Source organism: Microbacterium oxydans, assembly GCF_900095745.1.
GTDB classification, from domain to species: Bacteria; Actinomycetota; Actinomycetes; order Actinomycetales; family Microbacteriaceae; genus Microbacterium; species Microbacterium oxydans_B.
Genome location: NZ_FMIR01000015.1, coordinates 16,459 through 35,464, shown reverse-complemented (window position 1 = coordinate 35,464; position 19,006 = coordinate 16,459). Strand labels below are relative to the sequence as shown.

Below are 19,006 nucleotides of genomic sequence, written 5' to 3'. Positions count from 1 at the left end.
GACGATGACCGCGAACAGCGCACCCCCGATCGACGTCCTCGTCGCCGACGACGAGAGCCCCGCGCTGGACGAGCTCGTGCATCTGTTGCGCACCGATCCGCGCATCGGCGAGATCCTCACGGCGTCGTCGGGTGCCGAGGCGCTGCGGCTGATGTCGGAGCGCGCGGTGCGGATCGCCTTCCTCGACATCCACATGCCGGGGCTCAGCGGCACCGAGCTCGCGCGGGCACTGCTGACTCTCGCCGTGCCGCCGGCGGTCGTGTTCGTCACGGCCGACGACGCCAAGGCGGTGGAGGCGTTCGAGCTGCGAGCCGCCGACTACCTGCTCAAGCCGGTGCGGGCCGCGCGGCTGCGTCAGGCGGTCGACCGTGTGGTCGAGGTCGGCGGCGACACCGCGGCATCCGGCGACGACGAGGTGCTGCCGGTCACGGTCGGCTCCGCGGTGCGGTTCGTGCGCCGCAGCGACGTGACCTGGGTGCAGGCGCAGGGCGACTACTCCCGGCTGCACACCGGCGACGGCGCGGGGCATCTGGTGCGCATCCCGATCTCCGAGCTCGAGACGCGGTGGACGGATGCCGGGTTCGTGCGCATCCACCGCTCGTCGCTCGTGCGCATCTCCGCCGTGACCGAGGCTCGGCTCTCCGGCGCGGAGGCCGCCGTCTCGATCGGTGGGCTCTCACTTCCGGTGAGTCGGAGGATGGTGCCGGCCGTGCGCGAGGCGTTGGTGCGCGGCGAGGGCGCGGGATGACCGAGAGGCCGAAGCGGGTCCGCGTCACCGCCGACCTCCCCGACCGGCGCCCGATGCCCCTGACCCGCGGCATCGCACTGCCCGGTGCCCCCGTGGATGAGGCGGATGCCGTCTACGCGCGGGCCCTGATGCGCAGCCAGCTCCGCCTCGCACTGGGGACCGTCGCCGGATTCGTGGTCGTCGTCGTCGCGCTCACCCTGGCGATCGCGCTCATCCCCGAGATCGGACGCATCCTGGTGTGGGGCCTGCCGCTGTCGTGGCTGCTGCAGGCGTACGCGTTCTACCCGATCATCGTCGTCTTCGCCGTGCTGTATGTGCGCACGGCCTCCCGCAACGAGCGCCGGTACCGGGCGCTGCGAGACCGCGAATGAACGCGGTGCTCGACCTCATCGGGGTCGCGCTGGTCATCGTCGCGACGCTGCTGATCGGCGTCTACGGACTGCGCATCTCGCGCACGACGGGCGACTTCTTCGTCGCCTCGCGCACGGTGCGACCGGTGTGGAACGCGTCGGCGATCAGCGGCGAGTATCTGTCGGCCGGCACGTTTCTCGGGCTGTCGGGCCTCGTGCTGCTTGACGGCGCCCGCGGGTTCTGGTTCCCGATCGGCTATGCCGCGGGCTATCTGCTGGTGCTCGCATTCGTCGCCGCCCCGCTCCGGCGCAGCGGCGCGTACACGATCCCCGACTTCATCGAGGCTCGGCTCGAGTCGACCTCCGCACGGCGGGTGACCAGCATCGCGGTGCTCGTCATCGGCTGGCTGTACATCGTGCCGCAGCTGCACGGCGCCGGGCTCACGCTGCTCGTCGTGGCCGGCCTTCCCGAATGGGTGGGCGCGGTGACCGTCGCGGTGCTCGTGGCCGCCGCAGTCGCGGCGGGCGGTATGCGGGCGATCACCTACGTGCAGGCGTTCCAGTACTGGCTCAAGCTCACCGCTCTCCTGGTGCCCGTGGTGTTCATCGCCTTCGCCCTCAGTGGGGGACCGCACGACTTCGATCCGGCGCTCGTCTTCCCCGTCGAGGCCGGTCCCTCCGGCTTCGACGTGTACGAGACGGCCTCGCTCCTGCTCGCGCTGCTGCTGGGCACGATGGGTCTGCCGCACGTGCTGGTGCGGTTCTACACGAGCCCGACCGGGGTGTCTGCCCGCCGCACGACCGTGATCGTGATCGGCATGGTGAGCGCGTTCTATGCGGTGTCGAGCACGATGGGGCTGCTGGCCCGCATCGCCGCTCCCGACCTCGCCGTGCCGGGTGTGGCGGACACGGTGGTGCTGCTGCTGCCCTCGCGGGTCTTCCCCGGGGTGGTCGGGGAGCTGCTGACCGCGCTGATCGTCGCCGGAGCGTTCGCGGCGTTCCTGGCGACCTCGGCCGGACTCGTCGTGTCACTTGCCGGGGTGATCAGCCAGGACGTGTTCTCGGGCTCGGTGCGCTCGTTCCGCCTGTCGGCGGTGCTCTGCGCCCTGGTGCCGCTCGTGATCGCGCTGCTCACGGCGCCGGCCGGGCTCGGATCGAGCGTCGGCGTGGTGTTCGTGGTGGCGGCGTCGACGCTGTCGCCGGTGGTGCTGCTCGGCGTGTGGTGGCGTGGGCTCACCGCTCGAGGGGCCGTGGCCGGGATGGTGTCGGGCGGATTGGCCGCAGGTCTCGCGCTGCTCGTGCACGCGGCGGTCGGGGGAGTCGGCGTCGCCGCGCCGTACCTCGCGCAGCCGGCCGCCTGGACCATCCCGCTCGCCACGACCGTGACGGTCGTGGTCTCGCTCCTCGACCCGCGGGGGCCGTCGCCACGCACCGACCGCTTCCTCGCGCGGGTGCACACCCCGGAGCGCGGCTGAGTCAGGGCTGGAACGCGCCTGAGTCAGCGGGCTGAGTCAGGACCGGGGAGTGCGCAGCGTCCAGGCCGGCCACCAGCCGTCAGGGAGACGCGCGAGGAGGTCTTCGGCATCGTCCAGCTCCTCGGCCGGGAACGACGGGTCGGGTTCGCCGCCGCCCGACCGTCCGCCCCCGTCAGGGGTGCGCAGCTCGGTATGCAGCCAGCGTCGCTGCCCGACGGGGAAGACCTCCCTCAGCCCTCCGGCGGCGATCGCGAGCAGGGTCTCCTCGAGCTGGTCGGCGACACTCTCGGCGGTCTCGTCGCAGGCATCGCAGGTGCAACTGGGCGCGTATTCCCGGGTCAGGGCTCCGGACTGGATGAAGACGGATTCGGCCGTCCCGGTGAGGGTGATCTGCGCCCCTGTGGTGGGACGCAGATGCCAGACGCGTGCCCCCGACTCATCGGACCGTCGTTCGACATCGACGTCGTACCAGGTCTCGAGGTGGTGGACGAGTGCGTCGACGACCGACATCACCGGGGCGAACCGCTCCGGATGGGTCACCCGCGAGTAGGCGTCTTCCGGAGGCGAGCCACCGGCCCAGCGGGATCCGTAGGCGATGACACGGCCGGACTCGTCGACGAACTCCGGGATCGCGAGCACCGGGCGCGTGAACGGCACCGGGGCGACGACGAATTCGATGTCCACCTCTTCGCGCCGCAGGGCGTCGAGCTCCTCGCCGTCGCGGTCGGCCTGCGGCCAGGACGCGAGCATCTCCCGGAACGGCTCGCGCTGTTCCGGGTGCTCGATGATCCCCCTCAGCAGGCCGGCGACCGGGACCGACATCGTCGAGGTACCCACCTCCGGTTCGCTCGTGAAGCGCCACCTCGCCGCCGGATGCGCCACGGCGATCGCGTTGCCCAGGAACCGTTCCGCCGCCTCCGCCGTCTCGGGATCATCGAGGAGTTCGGGGTGCGCGGCAACGAAGTCCCACAGTGCGCCGAGGTCGGCGGCGAGGGCGGCGGGGTCGGCGCCGGCGTCGTGGGCGAAGGCCTCGAAGAGCTCGAAGCCTTCGACGAATCGCGGGGGCGCGACCGGCTCGGGGCTCGGCCAGATCAGCATGGCGGACATGGCGTCCGGCATCGGCGCGAGCGCGCCCGGGAAGGTGTTCGACGTCGACATCGGACTCAGAGCTTCCGGCTGCGCGGCATGAGCCGTACGTCGGGGAGCGGCGGGGCCGGGATGCGCACGTCGTGACCCTCGACCGCGCCGAAGCGGGGCGATGCCGCTCCCGTCGCGGACTCCGCCTCCCACTCCTCGCGCGCGGCGACGATCTCGTCATGCGAGCGGCCGGCGAAGTTCCACCACATCACGATGTCGTCCTCGAAGGGCTCGCCGCCGAGCACGAACAGCAGGGCACCATCGCGGCTGGCCACCTCGACCTCGTCGCGGGAGTCGCCCAGATAGAGCAGACCATTCCGGTCGAGTGGATGCTCCGCCACCACGGCATCGCCCTCGACGAGCATGAGGGCGTGCTCCCAGTCGGAGCGCAGCGGCAGTCGCACGCGGGAGCCGGGGGCGAGCACGATCTCCGCACCGACGATCGGAGTGTGCACCGTGGCGGGCGAGCGCACGCCCGCGAACTCGCCGAGCACGACCGTGGCCTCGGCATCCGCTCCATCGTCAGCCGGGAGGGCGACGGAGGGCAGCTCGGTGTGGCGCTCGAACCCGGCCGCGCCGTGGCGGGCGGAATCCGGCAGCACGACCCAGAACTGCAGGGCGTCGAGGGGCACCGGACCCTCGCCGATCGAGTACTCGGAGTGCGAGATGCCGTTCCCGGCCGTCATCAGGTTGAGCTGACCGCGGCGCAGGTCGGCGTCGCTGCCGAGCGAGTCGCGGTGGCGGATCTCGCCGACCAGCGGCCAGGTCACCGTCTGCAGCCCGATGTGCGGATGCGGCTCGACCCGCATCTTCGTGTCGGCGGGCCCGAACCGGTCGAGGAAGCACCAGGCGCCGATCGTCGGCAGGTTGCGGTGCGGCAGTGCCCGCAGCACGTTCATGCCGCGTACCCCGCCGAGCGGCACTTCGCGCGGCTCGAGGATGAGGCGGCGCTGCCCGATCATTCCGCTCGGCCCGTCGGGTCCTCACCCGCGGATCCGGCATGTCCCGCGGGGGTCTGCGGCCAGCGGATCTCGGCGCCCGGCACCTCGTGCGTCTCGAGATACTTGGCGATGTAGGGGCAGAGCGGGACGATCGCCTCACCGCGCTCCGTGGCATCCGCCAGTGCTGCCGCTGCGAGCTTCCCCGCCAGCCCGTGGCCCTGGAACGCCGGGTCGACCTCGGTGTGGATGAAGCGGATGCTCCCGGGGCGCAGGTCGAAAGCCGCGAAGCCCGCGAGCACGTCGTCGGAGCGGATCTCGTAGCGCGACTCTTTGTCGTTGCGAGTCACGGTGATGTCGGTCATCGGATGCTCCTTCGAACGGGGTGTCTCCAACCTACGCCCGCCGCGCGGGGTGGGCTCCTGTGGATGAGGCGCCGCCCGCGTCGGCGGGGGTCGTTACGCTGGAGGGATGCCGCAGACTCCCCGTGACCCGTACGCGGATCTGCCGTACGCCGACGAGCCCTACGACGACGGATGGGAGTCGTCCGCTCCTCCGGAGCCCATGGACTGGGAGCCGCAGGGCGCGGGCTACGAGCCGCCGCTCGATTGGGGACAGGGGCCGGTCACTCCGGTGGCCCCGGCTCCCTCCGCCGGCCGTGCGCCCGCCGTGCGCCACGCCACCCCGAGCCGCTATCCGACCGCGCGCGAGGCGCTGCACACGGTCTTCGGCTACGACGAGTTCCGCGGCGACCAGGCCGACATCGTCGAGCAGGTCATCTCGGGCGGCGACGCCGTCGTCCTGATGCCCACCGGCGGCGGAAAGAGCATCACCTACCAGGTGCCCGCACTCGTGCGTGAAGGCACGGGGCTCGTCATCAGCCCCCTCATCGCGCTCATGCACGACCAGGTCGACGCGCTGCGGGCCAACGGCGTCAACGCGGCCTACCTCAACTCCACGCAGGCGATCGACGAGCGTCGCGAGGTCGAGCGGGCCTACGTCGCCGGCGAGCTCGACCTCATCTACGTCGCCCCTGAGCGTCTGTCGAACGCGCAGACCACGGCGCTCCTCCAGCGCGGAACGCTCAGCGTGATCGCGATCGACGAGGCGCACTGCGTGTCGCAGTGGGGCCACGACTTCCGCCCCGACTACCTCACCCTCGGCGACCTGGGCGAGCGGTTCCCCGGGGTGCCGCGCATGGCGCTCACGGCCACCGCGACCGCGGCGACGCACAAGGAGATCACCGAGCGGCTGCGCCTCGACACCGCGAAGCACTTCGTCGCGAGCTTCGACCGCCCGAACATCCAGTACCGGATCGTGCCCAAGGTCGACCCGCGCAAGCAGCTGGTCGCCTTCATCAAGGCGCAGACCCCGGCGAGCGACGACGGCGCGCAGCCCGCGGGCATCGTCTACGCGCTCAGCCGCAAGTCGGTCGAGCAGACGGCGACCTATCTCGCCGCGCAGGGTCTCGACGCGCTGCCGTATCACGCGGGTCTTCCCGCCGAGGTGCGGGCGGCCAACCAGGCGCGCTTCCTCCGCGAAGACGGTGTCGTCATGGTCGCGACCATCGCGTTCGGCATGGGCATCGACAAGCCCGACGTGCGCTTCGTCGCGCACATCGACCTGCCGAAATCCGTCGAGGGGTACTACCAGGAGACCGGTCGTGCCGGCCGTGACGGCGAGCCCGCGGTGGCGTGGATGGCGTATGGACTCGGCGACGTCGTGCAACAGCGCCGCCTCATCGACCAGAGCCCCGGCGACCGCACCTTCAAGATGCGGATGGGGCAGCACCTCGACGCCATGCTCGCGCTGTGCGAGACGGTCGAGTGCCGCCGGCAGAATCTGCTCGGGTACTTCGGCCAGGAGTCGCAGCCCTGCGGCAACTGCGACACCTGCCTCGACGACACCGAGACGTTCGACGGCCTCGTGCCGGCACAGAAGCTGCTCTCGACGATCGTTCGGCTCAAGCGAGAGCGCAACCAGTCGTTCGGCGCCGGGCACCTCATCGACATCCTCCGCGGCGCCTCGACCGAGCGCATCCGGCAGCAGGGGCACGAAAAGCTCGCAACCTACGGCATCGGCAACGACCTCTCGGACCAGGACTGGCGCAGCGTCGTGCGGCAGCTTCTGGCCCGCGGCATCCTGGTCGCCCAGGGCGACTACGGCACCCTCGCCCCCGGGGAGCAGGCGGCGGGTGTGCTGCGCGGCGAGACCGCGGTGCCGTTGCGCAAAGACACGATCGGGCGTCCGACCTCTTCGTCGCGGGCGCGCAAGGCGAGTGCCGCCGATGCGCTGGATGCCGGTGACCGCGGGCTGTTCGAGGCGCTGCGCGCCTGGCGGGCCGAGACCGCTCGCGAGCAGGGTGTGCCCGCGTACATCGTGTTCGGCGACGCAACGCTGCGTGCGCTCGCCGAGCATCGGCCGGCATCTCTCAAGGATCTCGACGGCATCACGGGCATCGGCGCCAAGAAGCGCGAGGCCTACGGCGAGGGCGTGCTGGCGGTCATCGCCGCCGCCTGACCGCCGCGGCCCAATCGCATAGACCCATGGCGGGCGGTCGGGAGTGCGGCAAGAACATCTAAGTACACTGGGTACACAAGAGTTCACAGAAGGGCAGCGATGATCGGCGTGAATCCCTTCCGCCCGACAGCCGGAGCCGAGCCTCCGCAGTTGATCGGTCGTGCCGGGATCCTCGATGAGTTCCGCTACGGGCTCCGCATCCGCTCCGGGGCGCCGGGGCTGCTGACCATCTTCACCGGCGCGCGAGGCATCGGCAAGACCGTCATGCTCGGTGAAGCCGAGGACGCGGCGCTCACTCACGGCTGGATGGTCGTCTCGGAGACCGCGACCCGTGGCTTCCTGGGTCGCATCGGCGAGGCGATGCGCGCCGCCGCAGAAGAACAGGGGCAGGGTCCGGCCGGAAGGCGGATCACCGGTATCGGCGCCGCAGGCTTCTCCATCACGACGCAGCTCCCTCCCGAACAGCAAGCAGGATGGCGACAGGTCGGCGAGAAACTTCTCCGACAGCTCGACGAGAACGGAACCGGGCTGGTCATCACCCTGGATGAGATCCACGGGGCAGACCGGGATGAACTCGCTCAGCTCGCAGCCTCGGTCCAGCATTACATCCGCGATGGTCTCCCGATCGCGCTCCTCTTCGCGGGCCTCCCCGCGACGGTGTCCGATCTCCTCAACGAGGGGGTCGCGACCTTCCTGCGGCGGGCGGATCGGGTCGATCTGCACGCTGCAGCCATCGACGAAGTCGAGAGCTCATTCGCAGACATCTTCGCCGCCTGGGAGATGCCACTCGAGCCGGTGCTGATCAGGGCTGCGGCGGAGTCGACGGGAGGCTATCCGTTTCTGATCCAGTTGATCGGCTATCACCTGTGGCAGCTGGCGGAATCTACGGCTCGACCGCTCGGCGCCGAGGACGTCGACCTGGCGCTGGCTGCCGCACACCGCAGAAATGCCCGGGTGGTCATCGAGGCTGCACTGTCCGCTGTCTCCCCGAAGGACCTCGACTTCCTCAGAGCGATGGCCGAAGACGATATCCCTGCAACCACGGCAGACATCGGTCGTCGCCTCGGTGATAAGAAGAACACGGTCGGCAATTACCGCGCGCGGCTCATCGCTTCGGGCCTGATCCAACCGGCGGGCCACGGTCGCGTCGACTTCGCGATCCCCGGACTGCGGGGACATCTCCGCACTCGTTGAGCCTTTGTCGCGGTCGCCCTGTCGCGAGGCGACAACGGAACGCCGGGATATGCCCGCACGCCGTTGGAGGATGCTCACAGCGGAGTTCGCCCGGGTTTGTCGCAGACCTACCATGGGGGCACCCCTACTTCCCTGGAGGAATGCCATGGTCGACGCTGCCGTCCGTCCTTCGACGACACCCGATGAATCGCCCGCGACCGCGCTCGCCCCGCAAGTCGATGTCGCCCGCGTCAACGATGCCCTGATGGGCACCTGGGGCGACGTGCGCCGTCAGGCGCGCGAGATGATCAAGGACTCCGCGTTCTGGCGCAAGGACGAGCTCGGTAAGGACGAGCACCGCGAGCGTGTGCTCAGCCAGCTGCACCTGCTGGTCGAGAACAAGGCCGTGCACCGTGCGTTCCCCAAGTCGCTCGGCGGCGAGGAGAACAATGGCGCCAACATCGCCGGCTTCGAGGAGCTCGTGGTCGCCGACCCCAGCCTGCAGATCAAGTCGGGCGTGCAGTGGGGGCTCTTCGGTTCGGCCGTGCTGCAGCTCGGCACCGCGGAGCACCACGAGAAGTGGCTCCCCGGGATCATGGACCTCTCGATCCCCGGCGCCTTCGCGATGACCGAGATCGGCCACGGCTCGGATGTCGCCGCCGTCGGGACGACCGCGACCTACGACGCGGCGACCGAGGAGTTCGTCATCAACACCCCGTTCCGGGCGGCCACTAAGGAGTACCTCGGCAACGCCGCGCTGCACGGTGTCGCGGCGACCGTCTTCGCGCAGCTGATCACCAACGGCGTGAACCACGGCGTGCACTGCTTCTATGTGCCGCTGCGCGGCGAGGACGGCGTCGACCTCCCCGGCATCGGCCGCGAGGACGACGGTCTCAAGGGCGGCCTCAACGGCATCGACAACGGACGACTCTCGTTCGACCAGGTGCGCATCCCGCGCACGAACCTGCTCAACCGCTACGGCGATGTGGCCGTCGACGGCACGTACTCCAGCGCGATCGACAGCCCCGGCCGTCGCTTCTTCACGATGCTCGGCACGCTCGTGCAGGGGCGCGTGTCGCTCGACGGCGCGGCATCCTGGGCTTCCGCGCTCGGCCTGCACATCGCGATCACCTACGCCACCCAGCGTCGCCAGTTCGACGGCGCGGACGGGCAGGAGGTCGTGCTGATGGACTACGGCAAGCACCAGCGCCGTCTGCTGCCGCGCCTGGCGACCACGTACGCGCAGATCTTCGCGCACGACGAGTTCCTGCAGAAGTTCGACGGCGTCTTCTCGGGTCGCACCGACACGCCCGCCGACCGTGAAGACCTCGAGACGCTGGCCGCCGCTCTCAAGCCGCTGTCGACCTGGCACGCTCTCGACACGCTGCAGGAGGCCCGCGAAGCCACCGGCGGTGCCGGCTTCATGTTCGAGAACCGTCTGGTGGGCCTGCGCGCCGACCTCGACATCTACGTCACGTTCGAGGGCGACAACAACGTCCTGCTGCAGCTGGTCGGCAAGCGTCTGCTGACCGATTACGCCAAGCAGTTCCAGGGCAAGGATGCCGCCGCGCTCGCCAAGTTCGCCGTCGGGATGACCGCGGGCAAGCTGTTCCACGGCGCCGGACTCCGTCAGCTGGGCCAGGCCGTCTCCGACTTCGGCCAGGTGAGCCGTTCGGTCGAGCGGGGGCTGCGCGAGGAGCAGCAGCACGATCTGCTCGCCGGACGCGTGCAGCAGATGGTGGCCGACATCGCCTCCCGCCTGCGCCCCGGCGCGAAGGACAAGGCCCTCGGCGCCCGCCTGTTCAACGAGAACCAGGCCGAGCTCATCGAAGCCGCCCGCGCGCACGGAGAGCTGCTGCAGTGGGAGGCGTTCACCGACGCCGTGCACCAGATCGACGACGCCGACACCAAGAAGGTGCTCACGTGGCTGCGCGACCTGTTCGGTCTGCAGCTCATCGAGAAGCACCTTGCCTGGCACCTGATCAACGGACGCCTGTCGACCCAGCGCGCCGCCGCCGTGTCGAGCTACATCGACCGGCTGTGCGCGCGGCTGCGCCCCCATGCCCTCGACCTGGTGAACGCGTTCGGCTACGAGCCCGAGCACGTGCGGGCGCCGATCGCGAGCGGCATCGAGAAGCAGCGTCAGGACGAGGCCCGCGCCTACTACGCCGACCTCGCCGCCACCGGCAAGGCCCCGATCCAGGAGAAGGCGCTCAAGAAGAAGCAGCGCTGACGGGCCGTCGACCGGGCGCCGGTCAGGAGGACCACTTCGTGAGGTCGATACCGCGTTCGACGGCCAGCGCCTGAAGGTGCTCGGCGGAATCCGTCTCGACGCAGACGCACGCCTGCAGCCCCGCGGTGTCGTCGTCGCGCAGCAGGTAGTAGCTGGTCGCGTCGGTCAGCAGTTTGCCCTCGGCGTCGCGGAACAGCCAGCGCACCTTCACCAGCACGAGTCGATCCGACAGCTCGTTCGCGTCGAGGAGCTCGTGCCCGACGGAGGCGAGGCCGAGTTCCCGGTACAGGGGATAGGACTGCTTCAGCCCCGCGACCATCTCCTCCCGGGTGTCCAGGACGCCGGAGACCCGGTCGTCGGCGATCATGCCGGGGGTCGACCACAGCTCGACGGCGGCTTCGGCGTCGAACTCCGTCAGGGATGCCGCATAGCGCGAGAGGTACTGTTCGATCCGGTCGGTGTGGATGCTCATGATGTCGAGGGTACGGACCGTTCGCATCGACCGTCAGGGGCCTTGACGGCAGCCGGTGCGTAGGGTGGATCGAACCTCAGAAGAAGGAGTCCCCGTGACCCGCGTCAATGCCTACGCCGCACCCCGCGAAGCCGCCCCGCTGGAGAAGACCGTCATCGAGCGGCGCGAGCTCGGGCCGCTCGACGTGCTCATCGACATCGCGTTCGCCGGCATCTGCCACTCCGACATCCACACCGTGCGCGGCGACTGGGGTCCGCAGAGGTACCCGCTCGCTCCGGGGCACGAGATTACCGGGACGGTCGCCGCGGTGGGCGATGCCGTCACCCGGCACGCGGTCGGCGATCGCGTCGGCGTCGGATGCCTGGTGAACTCGTGCGGAGAGTGCCGCAACTGCCTGCGCGGCGAGGAGCAGTACTGCACCGAGGGCGCGGTGCAGACCTACGGCAGCACGGACCGCGACGGCACCGTCACGCAGGGCGGCTACTCCGAGCAGGTCGTGGTGACCGAGAAGTTCGTCCTGCGCATCCCGGATGCCCTGCCGCTGGATGTCGCCGCGCCCCTGCTGTGCGCCGGCATCACGACCTACTCGCCGCTGCGGCACTGGAACGTCGGTCCCGGCACCCGCGTCGCGGTCGTCGGCCTCGGCGGCCTCGGGCACATGGGTGTGCAGATCGCGCACGCACTGGGCGCCGAGGTGACTGTGCTCTCGCAGACCCTGAACAAGAAGGACGACGGTCTGCGGCTCGGCGCCGACCACTATCGCGCCACGAGTGACCGGGACACCTTCCGCGAGCTGCGCTCCTCGTTCGACGTGATCCTCAACACCGTGAGCGCCGTGATCGATGTGCGCTCGTACCTGAGCCTGCTCGACGTCGGGGGCGCGCTCGTCTGCGTCGGCGCGCCCGCCGAGCCGCTGTCGGTCGGGGTCATGTCACTGATCGGCGGGCGGCGATCGCTCGCCGGCAGCAACATCGGCGGCATCCGCGAGACGCAGGAGATGCTCGACTTCTGCGCCGAGCACGGTCTCGCCGCCGAGATCGAGGTGATCCCGGCCTCCGAGATCAACGCCGCCTACGAGCGCGTGCTCGCATCCGACGTGCGGTACCGGTTCGTGATCGACGCGGCCACCTTCGCCGACTGACGTCGGTGGGGGCCGATACGTTGACACGATGACCTCTCTTCTCACGGGCCCAGATGCCCGCGACCGCTGCGCCTGGGTGGGCGACGACGTCGAGTACCGCCGCTACCACGACGAGGAGTGGGGTGTGCCCCTGCACGGCGACCGCGCCCTGTTCGAGAAGATGGCGCTCGAGGGCTTCCAGGCCGGACTCTCGTGGATCACGATCCTGCGCAAGCGTCCGCGGTTCCGAGAGGTGTTCGCCGGGTTCGAGCCCGAGGCGGTGTCGGAGTTCGATGACGCCGATGTCGAGCGGCTCATGGCGGATGCCGGCATCATCCGCAACCGCGCCAAGATCCTGGCCACGATCGGCAACGCCCGCCTGGTGCGCACGATGGCGGAGGGCGAGCTCGACGAGCTGATGTGGTCGTTCGCACCGGCGGCATCCGGCGCCCGTCCGGCGTCGTTCGCCGACGTTCCGGCGGTCACGCCGGAGTCGACGGCGATGAGTAAAGAGCTGCGTCGACGCGGGTTCCGCTTCGTCGGGCCGACCACCATGTATGCCCTCATGCAATCGGCCGGGATGGTCGACGATCACATGGCAGGATGCTGGCGCGCGTAACGGAGGGTGATGGGGATATCTGCCCATCGAGTGATATTCCGCGACGCGGTTAGGATGTACGAGTGCTCAGCGACCAGTCAGGCCTGCGCATGAGTAATCGGAGAGTGTGACCCTGGGGGGGAACCGGGCATGAAGGCCTTGTCATGGATGCGCGCGCGACCCAAGACGCTGGCGTCCGCCGCCGGCGTCACCGTCGGCGTCATCGCCATCACGACCATGGCCTTCACCTATGAGGGGTTCCCGACCACCAAGGTCGACCTGAACGACGGCGGCGTCTGGATCACCAAGACGTCGAGCCTGCTCGTCGGCCACTTCAACAACGAGTCCACGATCCTCGACGGCGGTCTGCGCACCACCAGCGAGAACTACGACATCCTCCAGGCCGCGGCCAACGTGCTCGTCGTCGACCAGAGCGCGTCCACCGTGACCGCGATCGATCCGGCCCGGGTCTCGCTCGGCGACTCCACGATCATCCCCTCGTCGGCCAAGGTCGCGATGGGGGCGAACACCGCGGCCATCCTCGACGAGAAGTCCGGCGACCTCTGGGTCGTGCCGGTCAAGGGCATCGCCTCCTTCGAGATCGAGGCGGCCGAGCCGGTCGTCGAACTCGGCGAGAACTCCGACGTCACGGTGGCCCAAGACGGCACAGTCTTCGCCCTCTCCGGCGAACGCGGCGAGGTCGTCACTGTGCCCGTCGACAACGAAGGTGCTCCGGGAGAGACGTCGACCTCGTCGGTCGGCGAGCTCGACCTGTCGGTGCGCCCCACCATCACCGCCGTCGGACGCACACCTGTCGTGTTCGACGAGGCGGCCGGAGTCGTCACGACGCCGGGAGGCCTCCGCACCGAGGTCGAGGGCGCGGCGGATGCCGTGCTGCAGCAGGCTTCGGCCGAGACCGACGCCGTCGCGATCGCCACCCCGACCGCGCTCGTGCGCGTGCCGCTCGACGGCAGCGAACCGGAGCAGACCTCCGCGGGCGGCGAGGGCACGGCTGCGGCACCGGTCTGGCTCCGCGGCTGCACGTACGGGGCCTGGGCGGGGTCGGCGACCTTCATCCGCGAGTGCCCGGGTGACAGCAACGACGTGAACGCCCCGATCGACGGCGCCGAGGAATCCGCCAGCCTGACGTTCCGCGTCAACCGCGACGTGATCATCCTCAACGACGCGGTGGGCGGCGCCGCCTGGATGGCCAACGAGAGCCTGCAGCGCGTCGACAACTGGAACGACCTGACGCCGCCCGAGGGCGAGACGGAGAACCAGGAGGACTCGACCGAGGAGACGGTCGAGACCACACTCCCGGAGCGCAGCGAGGAGAACACGCCTCCCATCGCCGAAGACGACTCGTACGGCGTGCGCCCCGGCGCCACGACGCTGCTCCCCGTGCTCGACAACGACAACGACCCCGACGGCGATGTGCTCGTCGCGGCGCTCGCCGAAGCGCAGCCGTCCATCGGGACCGTGCAGCCGATCAACAACGGCGGCTCGCTGCAGATCACCGTCGGCGAGAAGGCCTCCGGCACCGCCAGCTTCACCTACGAGGTCGATGACGGACGCAAGGGCAAGGACACCGCGGTCGTGACCCTCGCGGTGCACGACTGGAACGAGAACGCCGGCCCCACGTCGAAGCGGAAGACCTCGCTCGCGGTCGAGACCGGCGGCACGATCTCGTACAACATCCTCCCGGACTGGATCGACCCCGACGGCGACGACATCTACCTGAAGGAGGTGCTCGCCGCCCCCGGCGACGAGGTCGACTTCAGCAAGGACGGTCAGATCACCTACAAGGCGACCGCGAGCCTGCAGGGGCGCAAAGACGTGCAGGTCACCGTCGCCGACGCTTTCGGAAAGCTCGGCACCGCGACCATCGCCCTCGACGTGCGCCCGCAGGGCTCGACGAACCCCAAGACCAACGCCGACCACGTGATCACACGCGCCGGCGAGCAGGTCACCGTCGCCCCGACCGCGAACGACACCAGCACCTCCCGCGAGCAGCTGCGTCTGAGCCGGGTACTCGACACCCCCGGGGCGACGATCGTCCCGAACACGCCCAACAAGACCTTCTCCTTCATGGCCGAGAAGCCGGGCGTCTACTACGTGCAGTACCAGGTGACGACCGGTCCGAAGAACGGCGAGGGCATCGTCCGCGTCGACGTGATGCCGGAGTCGGAGACCGATCTGCCGCCCATCGCCGTCCGCGACGTGGCACTTCTCCCCACCGGCGGCGACGTGCTGCTGGGCGTGCTCAACAACGACACCGACCCCGCCGGCGGCATCCTCGTCGTGCAGTCGGTGTCACTGGAGCCGAGCAGCGGCATCTCGGTCTCGGTCCTCAACCACGAGACGCTGCGGATCACGGATCAGGGCGCCCTCGAAGAGCAGGTGCGCGTCAAGTACCGCATCTCGAACGGGTCCAAGTCGGCCGAGGGCGAGGTCGTCGTCATCCCGATCCCGGCCCCGGACGAGCTCCTGCAGCCGATCGCCAACCCCGACACGGCGACCGTCCGCGTCGGCGATGTCGTGACGATCCCGGTGCTCGACAACGACACGCACCCCAGCGACGACGTCATGCACGTCGAGCCCGAGCTCATCGAGCCGTTCGTCGACCCCGAAGACGGCGAGGCCTTCGTCTCGCAGGACACCGTGCGTTTCAAGGCGGGCCCTGAGGCCAAGACCGTGTACCTCACGTACGAGGTCTCCGACTCGCGCCAGCAGAAGGCGGCCGGCTACGTCACCATCCAGATCCTGCCCATCGACGAGGAGAACAACGCAGCTCCCCGTCCGCAGGACCTCGTCGCCCGCGCACTCGCCGGCACCGAGGTGAACATCGCGGTGCCGCTCGACGGCATCGACACCGACGGCGACTCCGTCGAGCTGGTCGGCATCGAATCGAGCCCCAGCAAGGGACGCATCACGAACGGTCCGAACTACTTCACCTACGAGGCCTCCGACGGGGCATCCGGTGTCGACGTGTTCAAGTACCGCGTGCGCGATCGGCTCGGAGCAGAGGGCGTCGCGACCATCCGCGTCGGCATCGCCCCGGCCGAGCAGATCAACCAGCCCCCGTATGCGGTGAAGGATGCGGTGGTCGTGCGACCGGGCCGCGAGATCGCCGTGCCCGTCCTCGCGAACGACTCCGACCCCGAGGGCGACAAGGTCTCGCTCCTCAAAGACGGCCTCGAGCTCCCGGAGGGCTTGGAGGCCCGTGTCTCCGGCGACCGGGTGCTCGTGCAGGCGCCGAACGGCCCGACCGAGACCTCGCTGCAGTACACCGCCGTCGACGCCCGCGGGGCCGAGGCGACGGCCACCCTGCAGATCACGGTCGATGAAGACGTTCCCCTGCGCGCGCCGGTCGCCCGCGACGACCGGCTGCAGCCGGTGGATCTGAAGGACGGTGGCCTGAGCGCCGACCTCGACATCCTCGCCAACGACGAGGACCCCGACGGCACCACCGACAGCCTCGCCGTCGCGATCGGCGAGGGCGGCACGCAGCTCGAGAACGGCAAGGTGCGCGTCACCGTCACCGACGAGCTGCAGCTGATCCGCTACACGCTCACCGACCGCGACGACCTGCAGGCATCGGCGTTCATCTTCGTGCCCTCGCGCGCCGACCTGCGCCCGACGCTCACCTCGACGAAGCCGCTCGAGGTCGTCAGCGGCGAGACCGAGGAGGTTCCGCTCTCGGAGTACGTCACGGTCGCCGGCGGGGGTGACGTGGTGATCACCGAGAAGGCGAAGATCAGCGCGAACCACGCCGACGGCTCCGACCTGCTCAAGGACGCGAAGACCCTCGTCTACACCTCGGCCAAGGGCTTCTTCGGACCGGATTCCCTCACCTTCGAGGTGACCGACGGCGATGGGCCGGACGACCCCGAGGGGCGCAAGGCCACGCTCAGCATCCCGATCAACGTGCTGCCGCCCGAGAACCAGCAGCCCACCTTCATCCAGGGGCAGGTCAACGTCGCCCCCGGCGAGCCGGCGACCTCGCTCGACCTGGCCGCTCTCACCGACGACCCCGACCCCGAAGACGAGGGCAAGCACGACTACTCCCTCGTCGGCGGCGAAGAGAAGGGCATCTCCGCCCGCATCGACGGTGACGACAAGCTCGTCGTCGAGGCCGCATCGAATGCCAAGAAGGGCACCACGGTCACGCTCAAGATCCGCGTCTCCGACGGCACGACCGAACCGGTAGAGGGCACGGTCGCGGTCTTGGTCACGGCGTCGACGAGGTCGATGCCGGCGGCGAACACCGACACGGTCGCCGAAGCGGATGCGGGCAAGACCATCACGGTGCCCGCTCTCGCGAACGACTACAACCCGTTCCCCGAGACGCCGCTGAAGATCGTGACCGCAGTCGCGGAGTCGGGCTCCGGCGAGGTCACGTTCACCGACAGCGAGGTCACCGTCACGCCGAACGAGTCGTTCGTGGGGACGCTCGTCGTCCGCTACCGCATCCAGGATGCGACCGAGGATGCCGACCGCGAGGTCAACGGCCAGATCGTCGTCACCGTGCAGGACGTGCCGGATGCGCCCGGCGTCCCGGTCATCGCGAGCGTGCAGGACCGCACGGTCGTGGTGTCGTTCTCGGCCCCCTCGAACAACGGCGCCGAGATCACGAAGTACACCGTGAAGTCGGTCGGGGGCAGCTCATACACCAAGGAGTGCCAGTCGACCACCTGCACGCTCGACGGCCTCACCAACAACGTCGAGTACACGTTCCAGGTGACCGCGACCAACCGCGTCGGCGAGTCCGAGCCGTCTGCCCTGTCGGCACCGGCACGCCCCGACGCGCGTCCGGACACCCCCAACCCGCCGACCCTGAAGTTCGGCGACAAGTCGCTCCAGGTGTCGTGGGCCACTCCGACCACGCCGGGCTCTCCCGTCGACCGGTACACGCTCGAGATCTCGCCCGCGCCGCCTTCCGGCGTGACGCAGAAAGAGGTCACGGGCAACTCGATCACGTGGGAGGGGCTGGAGAACGGCTCGGACTACCAGGTGAAGGTGCAGGCGCACAACAAGGCGCCGGACCCCTCCAGCTGGAGCGGCTGGTCGGCCTCCGAGATTCCGGCCGGTCCCCCGCTGGCCCCGGCACCCCCGACGACGGTCGAGCTCTCGCCCGTCGGCAACCAGGCGCAGATGCAGGTGAACTGGGCGGCGCCGGACAAGAACGGCGACGCGATCCGCGGCTACCGGCTCGAAGTGCTGCGCGGCGGCGCGGTCGTGCGCACCATCACCCCCGGCCCCGAGGCGACGAGCCAGGCGGTCGTCGTCGACACCTCGGAGACGGCGTACACCTACCGCATCCAGGCCTATAACAAGGCGGGCTGGGGCGACATGAGCGCCCCGTCGGCACCACGGCGCGGCGTGATCGCACCGGGAGCGCCGACGAGCCTGCGAGTCACGCAGGAGCTCGACCGCGCACTCGTCATCGACTTCCGTCCGGGGTCGAGCGGTGGCGCGTCTTCCGGCGAGATCTTCTACGAGTACCGGCTCGACGGCGGCAACTGGAACGCTTTGCCGGGCAACAAGACCATCGGCGGACTCACGAACGGCCACAACTACACCGTCGAGGTAAGGGCCGTCACCCGCCTCCTCACAACGGACTTCGCGGGGTCGAGCTACGCCGGCGCCGTCTCGAATGCCGCACAGGGCAACCCGCACGGGAAGCCGGCCCCTCCGGCCGTGAGCGCGGAGTCGCTCGCGAGCCAGGTGCGCCTGAACTGGAACGCGAACGGCTCGGGCAACGGCCGCAGCATCGACACCGTGCAGGTCAGCATCGACGGGGGCGGATGGCAGGGCGTCGCGGCGTCGGGCTACGTCGATGTGGGCACATACAGCGAATACCACACCATCAAGGCGCGTGCGAGGGACACCACGGGCACCTGGTCGGATGAGAGCGGCACGGCGGGGAACACCGCGCAGGCGCAGCCGCAGCCGCGTTGGTGGGCCTCGCAGGGAGTCGACTCCCGCAACTGCAGTCCCGACACGTGCTACTACCTGAACCTGAACACGGCGAATGTGCCCGCGGGAACGTACATGATCCGCTGCCTCGACAACGGTCAGCCGTACCGCTCAGCCAACGGGCAGGTCTCGTCCTACAACCGGTACACCGTGCCGGCCAACGGCACGATCCAGCTCTCCTGCTGGCACGGCGGCATGGGCAGGACGCTGCAGGCCGACATCCAGGGCCTCGGCGCGTCCGAGGGCACCAGCTGGCCATAGGC

General features: G+C 69.7%; 13 protein-coding genes. 9 read left to right on the top strand and 4 right to left on the bottom strand.

Features of this window, described 5'->3' with window-relative positions; genetic code table 11:
- Nucleotides 1-4: 4 nt before the first annotated feature.
- From BQ2383_RS08245 to BQ2383_RS08235, 3 genes are read left to right on the top strand one after another with little or no spacing between them, the layout of a single operon-like run.
- Nucleotides 5-748, top strand: a complete 744-nt coding sequence (locus BQ2383_RS08245) for a LytR/AlgR family response regulator transcription factor (RefSeq protein ID WP_091033250.1) — start codon at nt 5-7, stop codon at nt 746-748.
- A complete protein-coding gene (locus BQ2383_RS08240; protein ID WP_091032388.1) occupies nt 745-1,119 on the top strand; it encodes a heavy metal transporter in 375 nt (124 codons plus the stop codon). The genes BQ2383_RS08245 and BQ2383_RS08240 overlap by 4 nt, the downstream gene beginning before the upstream one ends.
- On the top strand, nt 1,116-2,573 hold the full coding sequence (locus tag BQ2383_RS08235; RefSeq protein ID WP_091032385.1) for a cation acetate symporter: 1,458 nt from the start codon (nt 1,116-1,118) through the stop codon (nt 2,571-2,573). The genes BQ2383_RS08240 and BQ2383_RS08235 overlap by 4 nt, the downstream gene beginning before the upstream one ends.
- A 36-nt stretch (nt 2,574-2,609) precedes the next feature.
- Here BQ2383_RS08235 and BQ2383_RS08230 read toward each other — a convergent pair whose 3' ends face one another.
- From BQ2383_RS08230 to BQ2383_RS08220, 3 genes are read right to left on the bottom strand one after another with little or no spacing between them, the layout of a single operon-like run.
- Nucleotides 2,610-3,731 carry a DUF6226 family protein gene (locus tag BQ2383_RS08230; protein ID WP_091032383.1) on the bottom strand — a complete coding sequence of 374 codons (1,122 nt, stop codon included), beginning with the start codon at nt 3,729-3,731 and terminating at the stop codon, nt 2,610-2,612.
- Between the two features lie 5 nt (nt 3,732-3,736).
- Entirely contained in the window at nt 3,737-4,672 is a 936-nt protein-coding gene (locus BQ2383_RS08225) for a pirin family protein (protein ID WP_091032382.1), read from the bottom strand.
- Nucleotides 4,669-5,013, bottom strand: coding sequence for a GNAT family N-acetyltransferase (locus BQ2383_RS08220; RefSeq protein ID WP_091032379.1), 345 nt, complete (start codon nt 5,011-5,013; stop codon nt 4,669-4,671). Before BQ2383_RS08220 ends, BQ2383_RS08225 begins: the two co-directional genes overlap by 4 nt.
- A gap of 106 nt (nt 5,014-5,119) precedes the next feature.
- On the opposite strand from BQ2383_RS08220, the gene recQ reads away from it, so the two are divergent.
- The 3 genes from recQ to BQ2383_RS08205 all read left to right on the top strand — a co-directional run bounded on the left by recQ (nt 5,120) and on the right by BQ2383_RS08205 (nt 10,574).
- Nucleotides 5,120-7,168: a DNA helicase RecQ gene (recQ, locus tag BQ2383_RS08215; RefSeq protein WP_091032377.1), complete on the top strand. Its 2,049-nt coding sequence runs from the start codon at nt 5,120-5,122 to the stop codon at nt 7,166-7,168.
- 99 nt (nt 7,169-7,267) lie between these two features.
- Nucleotides 7,268-8,362 (top strand): ATP-binding protein, encoded by a 1,095-nt coding sequence (locus BQ2383_RS08210; RefSeq protein WP_091032374.1) that lies wholly within the window; start codon nt 7,268-7,270, stop codon nt 8,360-8,362.
- Nucleotides 8,363-8,507: 145 nt separating this feature from the next.
- Nucleotides 8,508-10,574: an acyl-CoA dehydrogenase gene (locus tag BQ2383_RS08205; protein ID WP_091032371.1), complete on the top strand. Its 2,067-nt coding sequence runs from the start codon at nt 8,508-8,510 to the stop codon at nt 10,572-10,574.
- Nucleotides 10,575-10,596: 22 nt separating this feature from the next.
- On the opposite strand, the gene BQ2383_RS08200 is transcribed toward BQ2383_RS08205, so the two are convergent.
- The gene (locus BQ2383_RS08200) at nt 10,597-11,046 is read right to left on the bottom strand and encodes a hypothetical protein (RefSeq protein WP_091033247.1); all 450 of its coding nucleotides are present in this window, start codon (nt 11,044-11,046) and stop codon (nt 10,597-10,599) included.
- 94 nt (nt 11,047-11,140) lie between these two features.
- Between BQ2383_RS08200 and BQ2383_RS08195 the strand changes: the two genes are divergently transcribed.
- The 3 genes from BQ2383_RS08195 to BQ2383_RS08185 all read left to right on the top strand — a co-directional run bounded on the left by BQ2383_RS08195 (nt 11,141) and on the right by BQ2383_RS08185 (nt 19,004).
- The gene (locus BQ2383_RS08195) at nt 11,141-12,187 is read left to right on the top strand and encodes an NAD(P)-dependent alcohol dehydrogenase (RefSeq protein WP_091032369.1); all 1,047 of its coding nucleotides are present in this window, start codon (nt 11,141-11,143) and stop codon (nt 12,185-12,187) included.
- Nucleotides 12,188-12,215: 28 nt separating this feature from the next.
- Nucleotides 12,216-12,785, top strand: coding sequence for a DNA-3-methyladenine glycosylase I (locus tag BQ2383_RS08190; RefSeq protein WP_091032366.1), 570 nt, complete (start codon nt 12,216-12,218; stop codon nt 12,783-12,785).
- A gap of 129 nt (nt 12,786-12,914) precedes the next feature.
- Entirely contained in the window at nt 12,915-19,004 is a 6,090-nt protein-coding gene (locus BQ2383_RS08185) for an Ig-like domain-containing protein (RefSeq protein ID WP_091032363.1), read from the top strand.
- Nucleotides 19,005-19,006 lie beyond the last annotated feature (2 nt).

What these genes read in the sequence shown, in the direction of transcription:
- recQ (WP_091032377.1), top strand. Translation starts at nt 5,120, where the DNA reads ATGCCGCAGACTCCCCGTGACCCGTACGCGGATCTGCCGTACGCCGAC.
- BQ2383_RS08225 (WP_091032382.1), bottom strand. Translation starts at nt 4,672, where the DNA reads ATGATCGGGCAGCGCCGCCTCATCCTCGAGCCGCGCGAAGTGCCGCTC.
- BQ2383_RS08235 (WP_091032385.1), top strand. Translation starts at nt 1,116, where the DNA reads ATGAACGCGGTGCTCGACCTCATCGGGGTCGCGCTGGTCATCGTCGCG.
- BQ2383_RS08185 (WP_091032363.1), top strand. Translation starts at nt 12,915, where the DNA reads ATGAAGGCCTTGTCATGGATGCGCGCGCGACCCAAGACGCTGGCGTCC.
- BQ2383_RS08240 (WP_091032388.1), top strand. Translation starts at nt 745, where the DNA reads ATGACCGAGAGGCCGAAGCGGGTCCGCGTCACCGCCGACCTCCCCGAC.
- BQ2383_RS08200 (WP_091033247.1), bottom strand. Translation starts at nt 11,046, where the DNA reads ATGAGCATCCACACCGACCGGATCGAACAGTACCTCTCGCGCTATGCG.
- BQ2383_RS08190 (WP_091032366.1), top strand. Translation starts at nt 12,216, where the DNA reads ATGACCTCTCTTCTCACGGGCCCAGATGCCCGCGACCGCTGCGCCTGG.
- BQ2383_RS08210 (WP_091032374.1), top strand. Translation starts at nt 7,268, where the DNA reads ATGATCGGCGTGAATCCCTTCCGCCCGACAGCCGGAGCCGAGCCTCCG.
- BQ2383_RS08245 (WP_091033250.1), top strand. Translation starts at nt 5, where the DNA reads ATGACCGCGAACAGCGCACCCCCGATCGACGTCCTCGTCGCCGACGAC.
- BQ2383_RS08230 (WP_091032383.1), bottom strand. Translation starts at nt 3,731, where the DNA reads ATGTCGACGTCGAACACCTTCCCGGGCGCGCTCGCGCCGATGCCGGAC.
- BQ2383_RS08220 (WP_091032379.1), bottom strand. Translation starts at nt 5,013, where the DNA reads ATGACCGACATCACCGTGACTCGCAACGACAAAGAGTCGCGCTACGAG.
- BQ2383_RS08205 (WP_091032371.1), top strand. Translation starts at nt 8,508, where the DNA reads ATGGTCGACGCTGCCGTCCGTCCTTCGACGACACCCGATGAATCGCCC.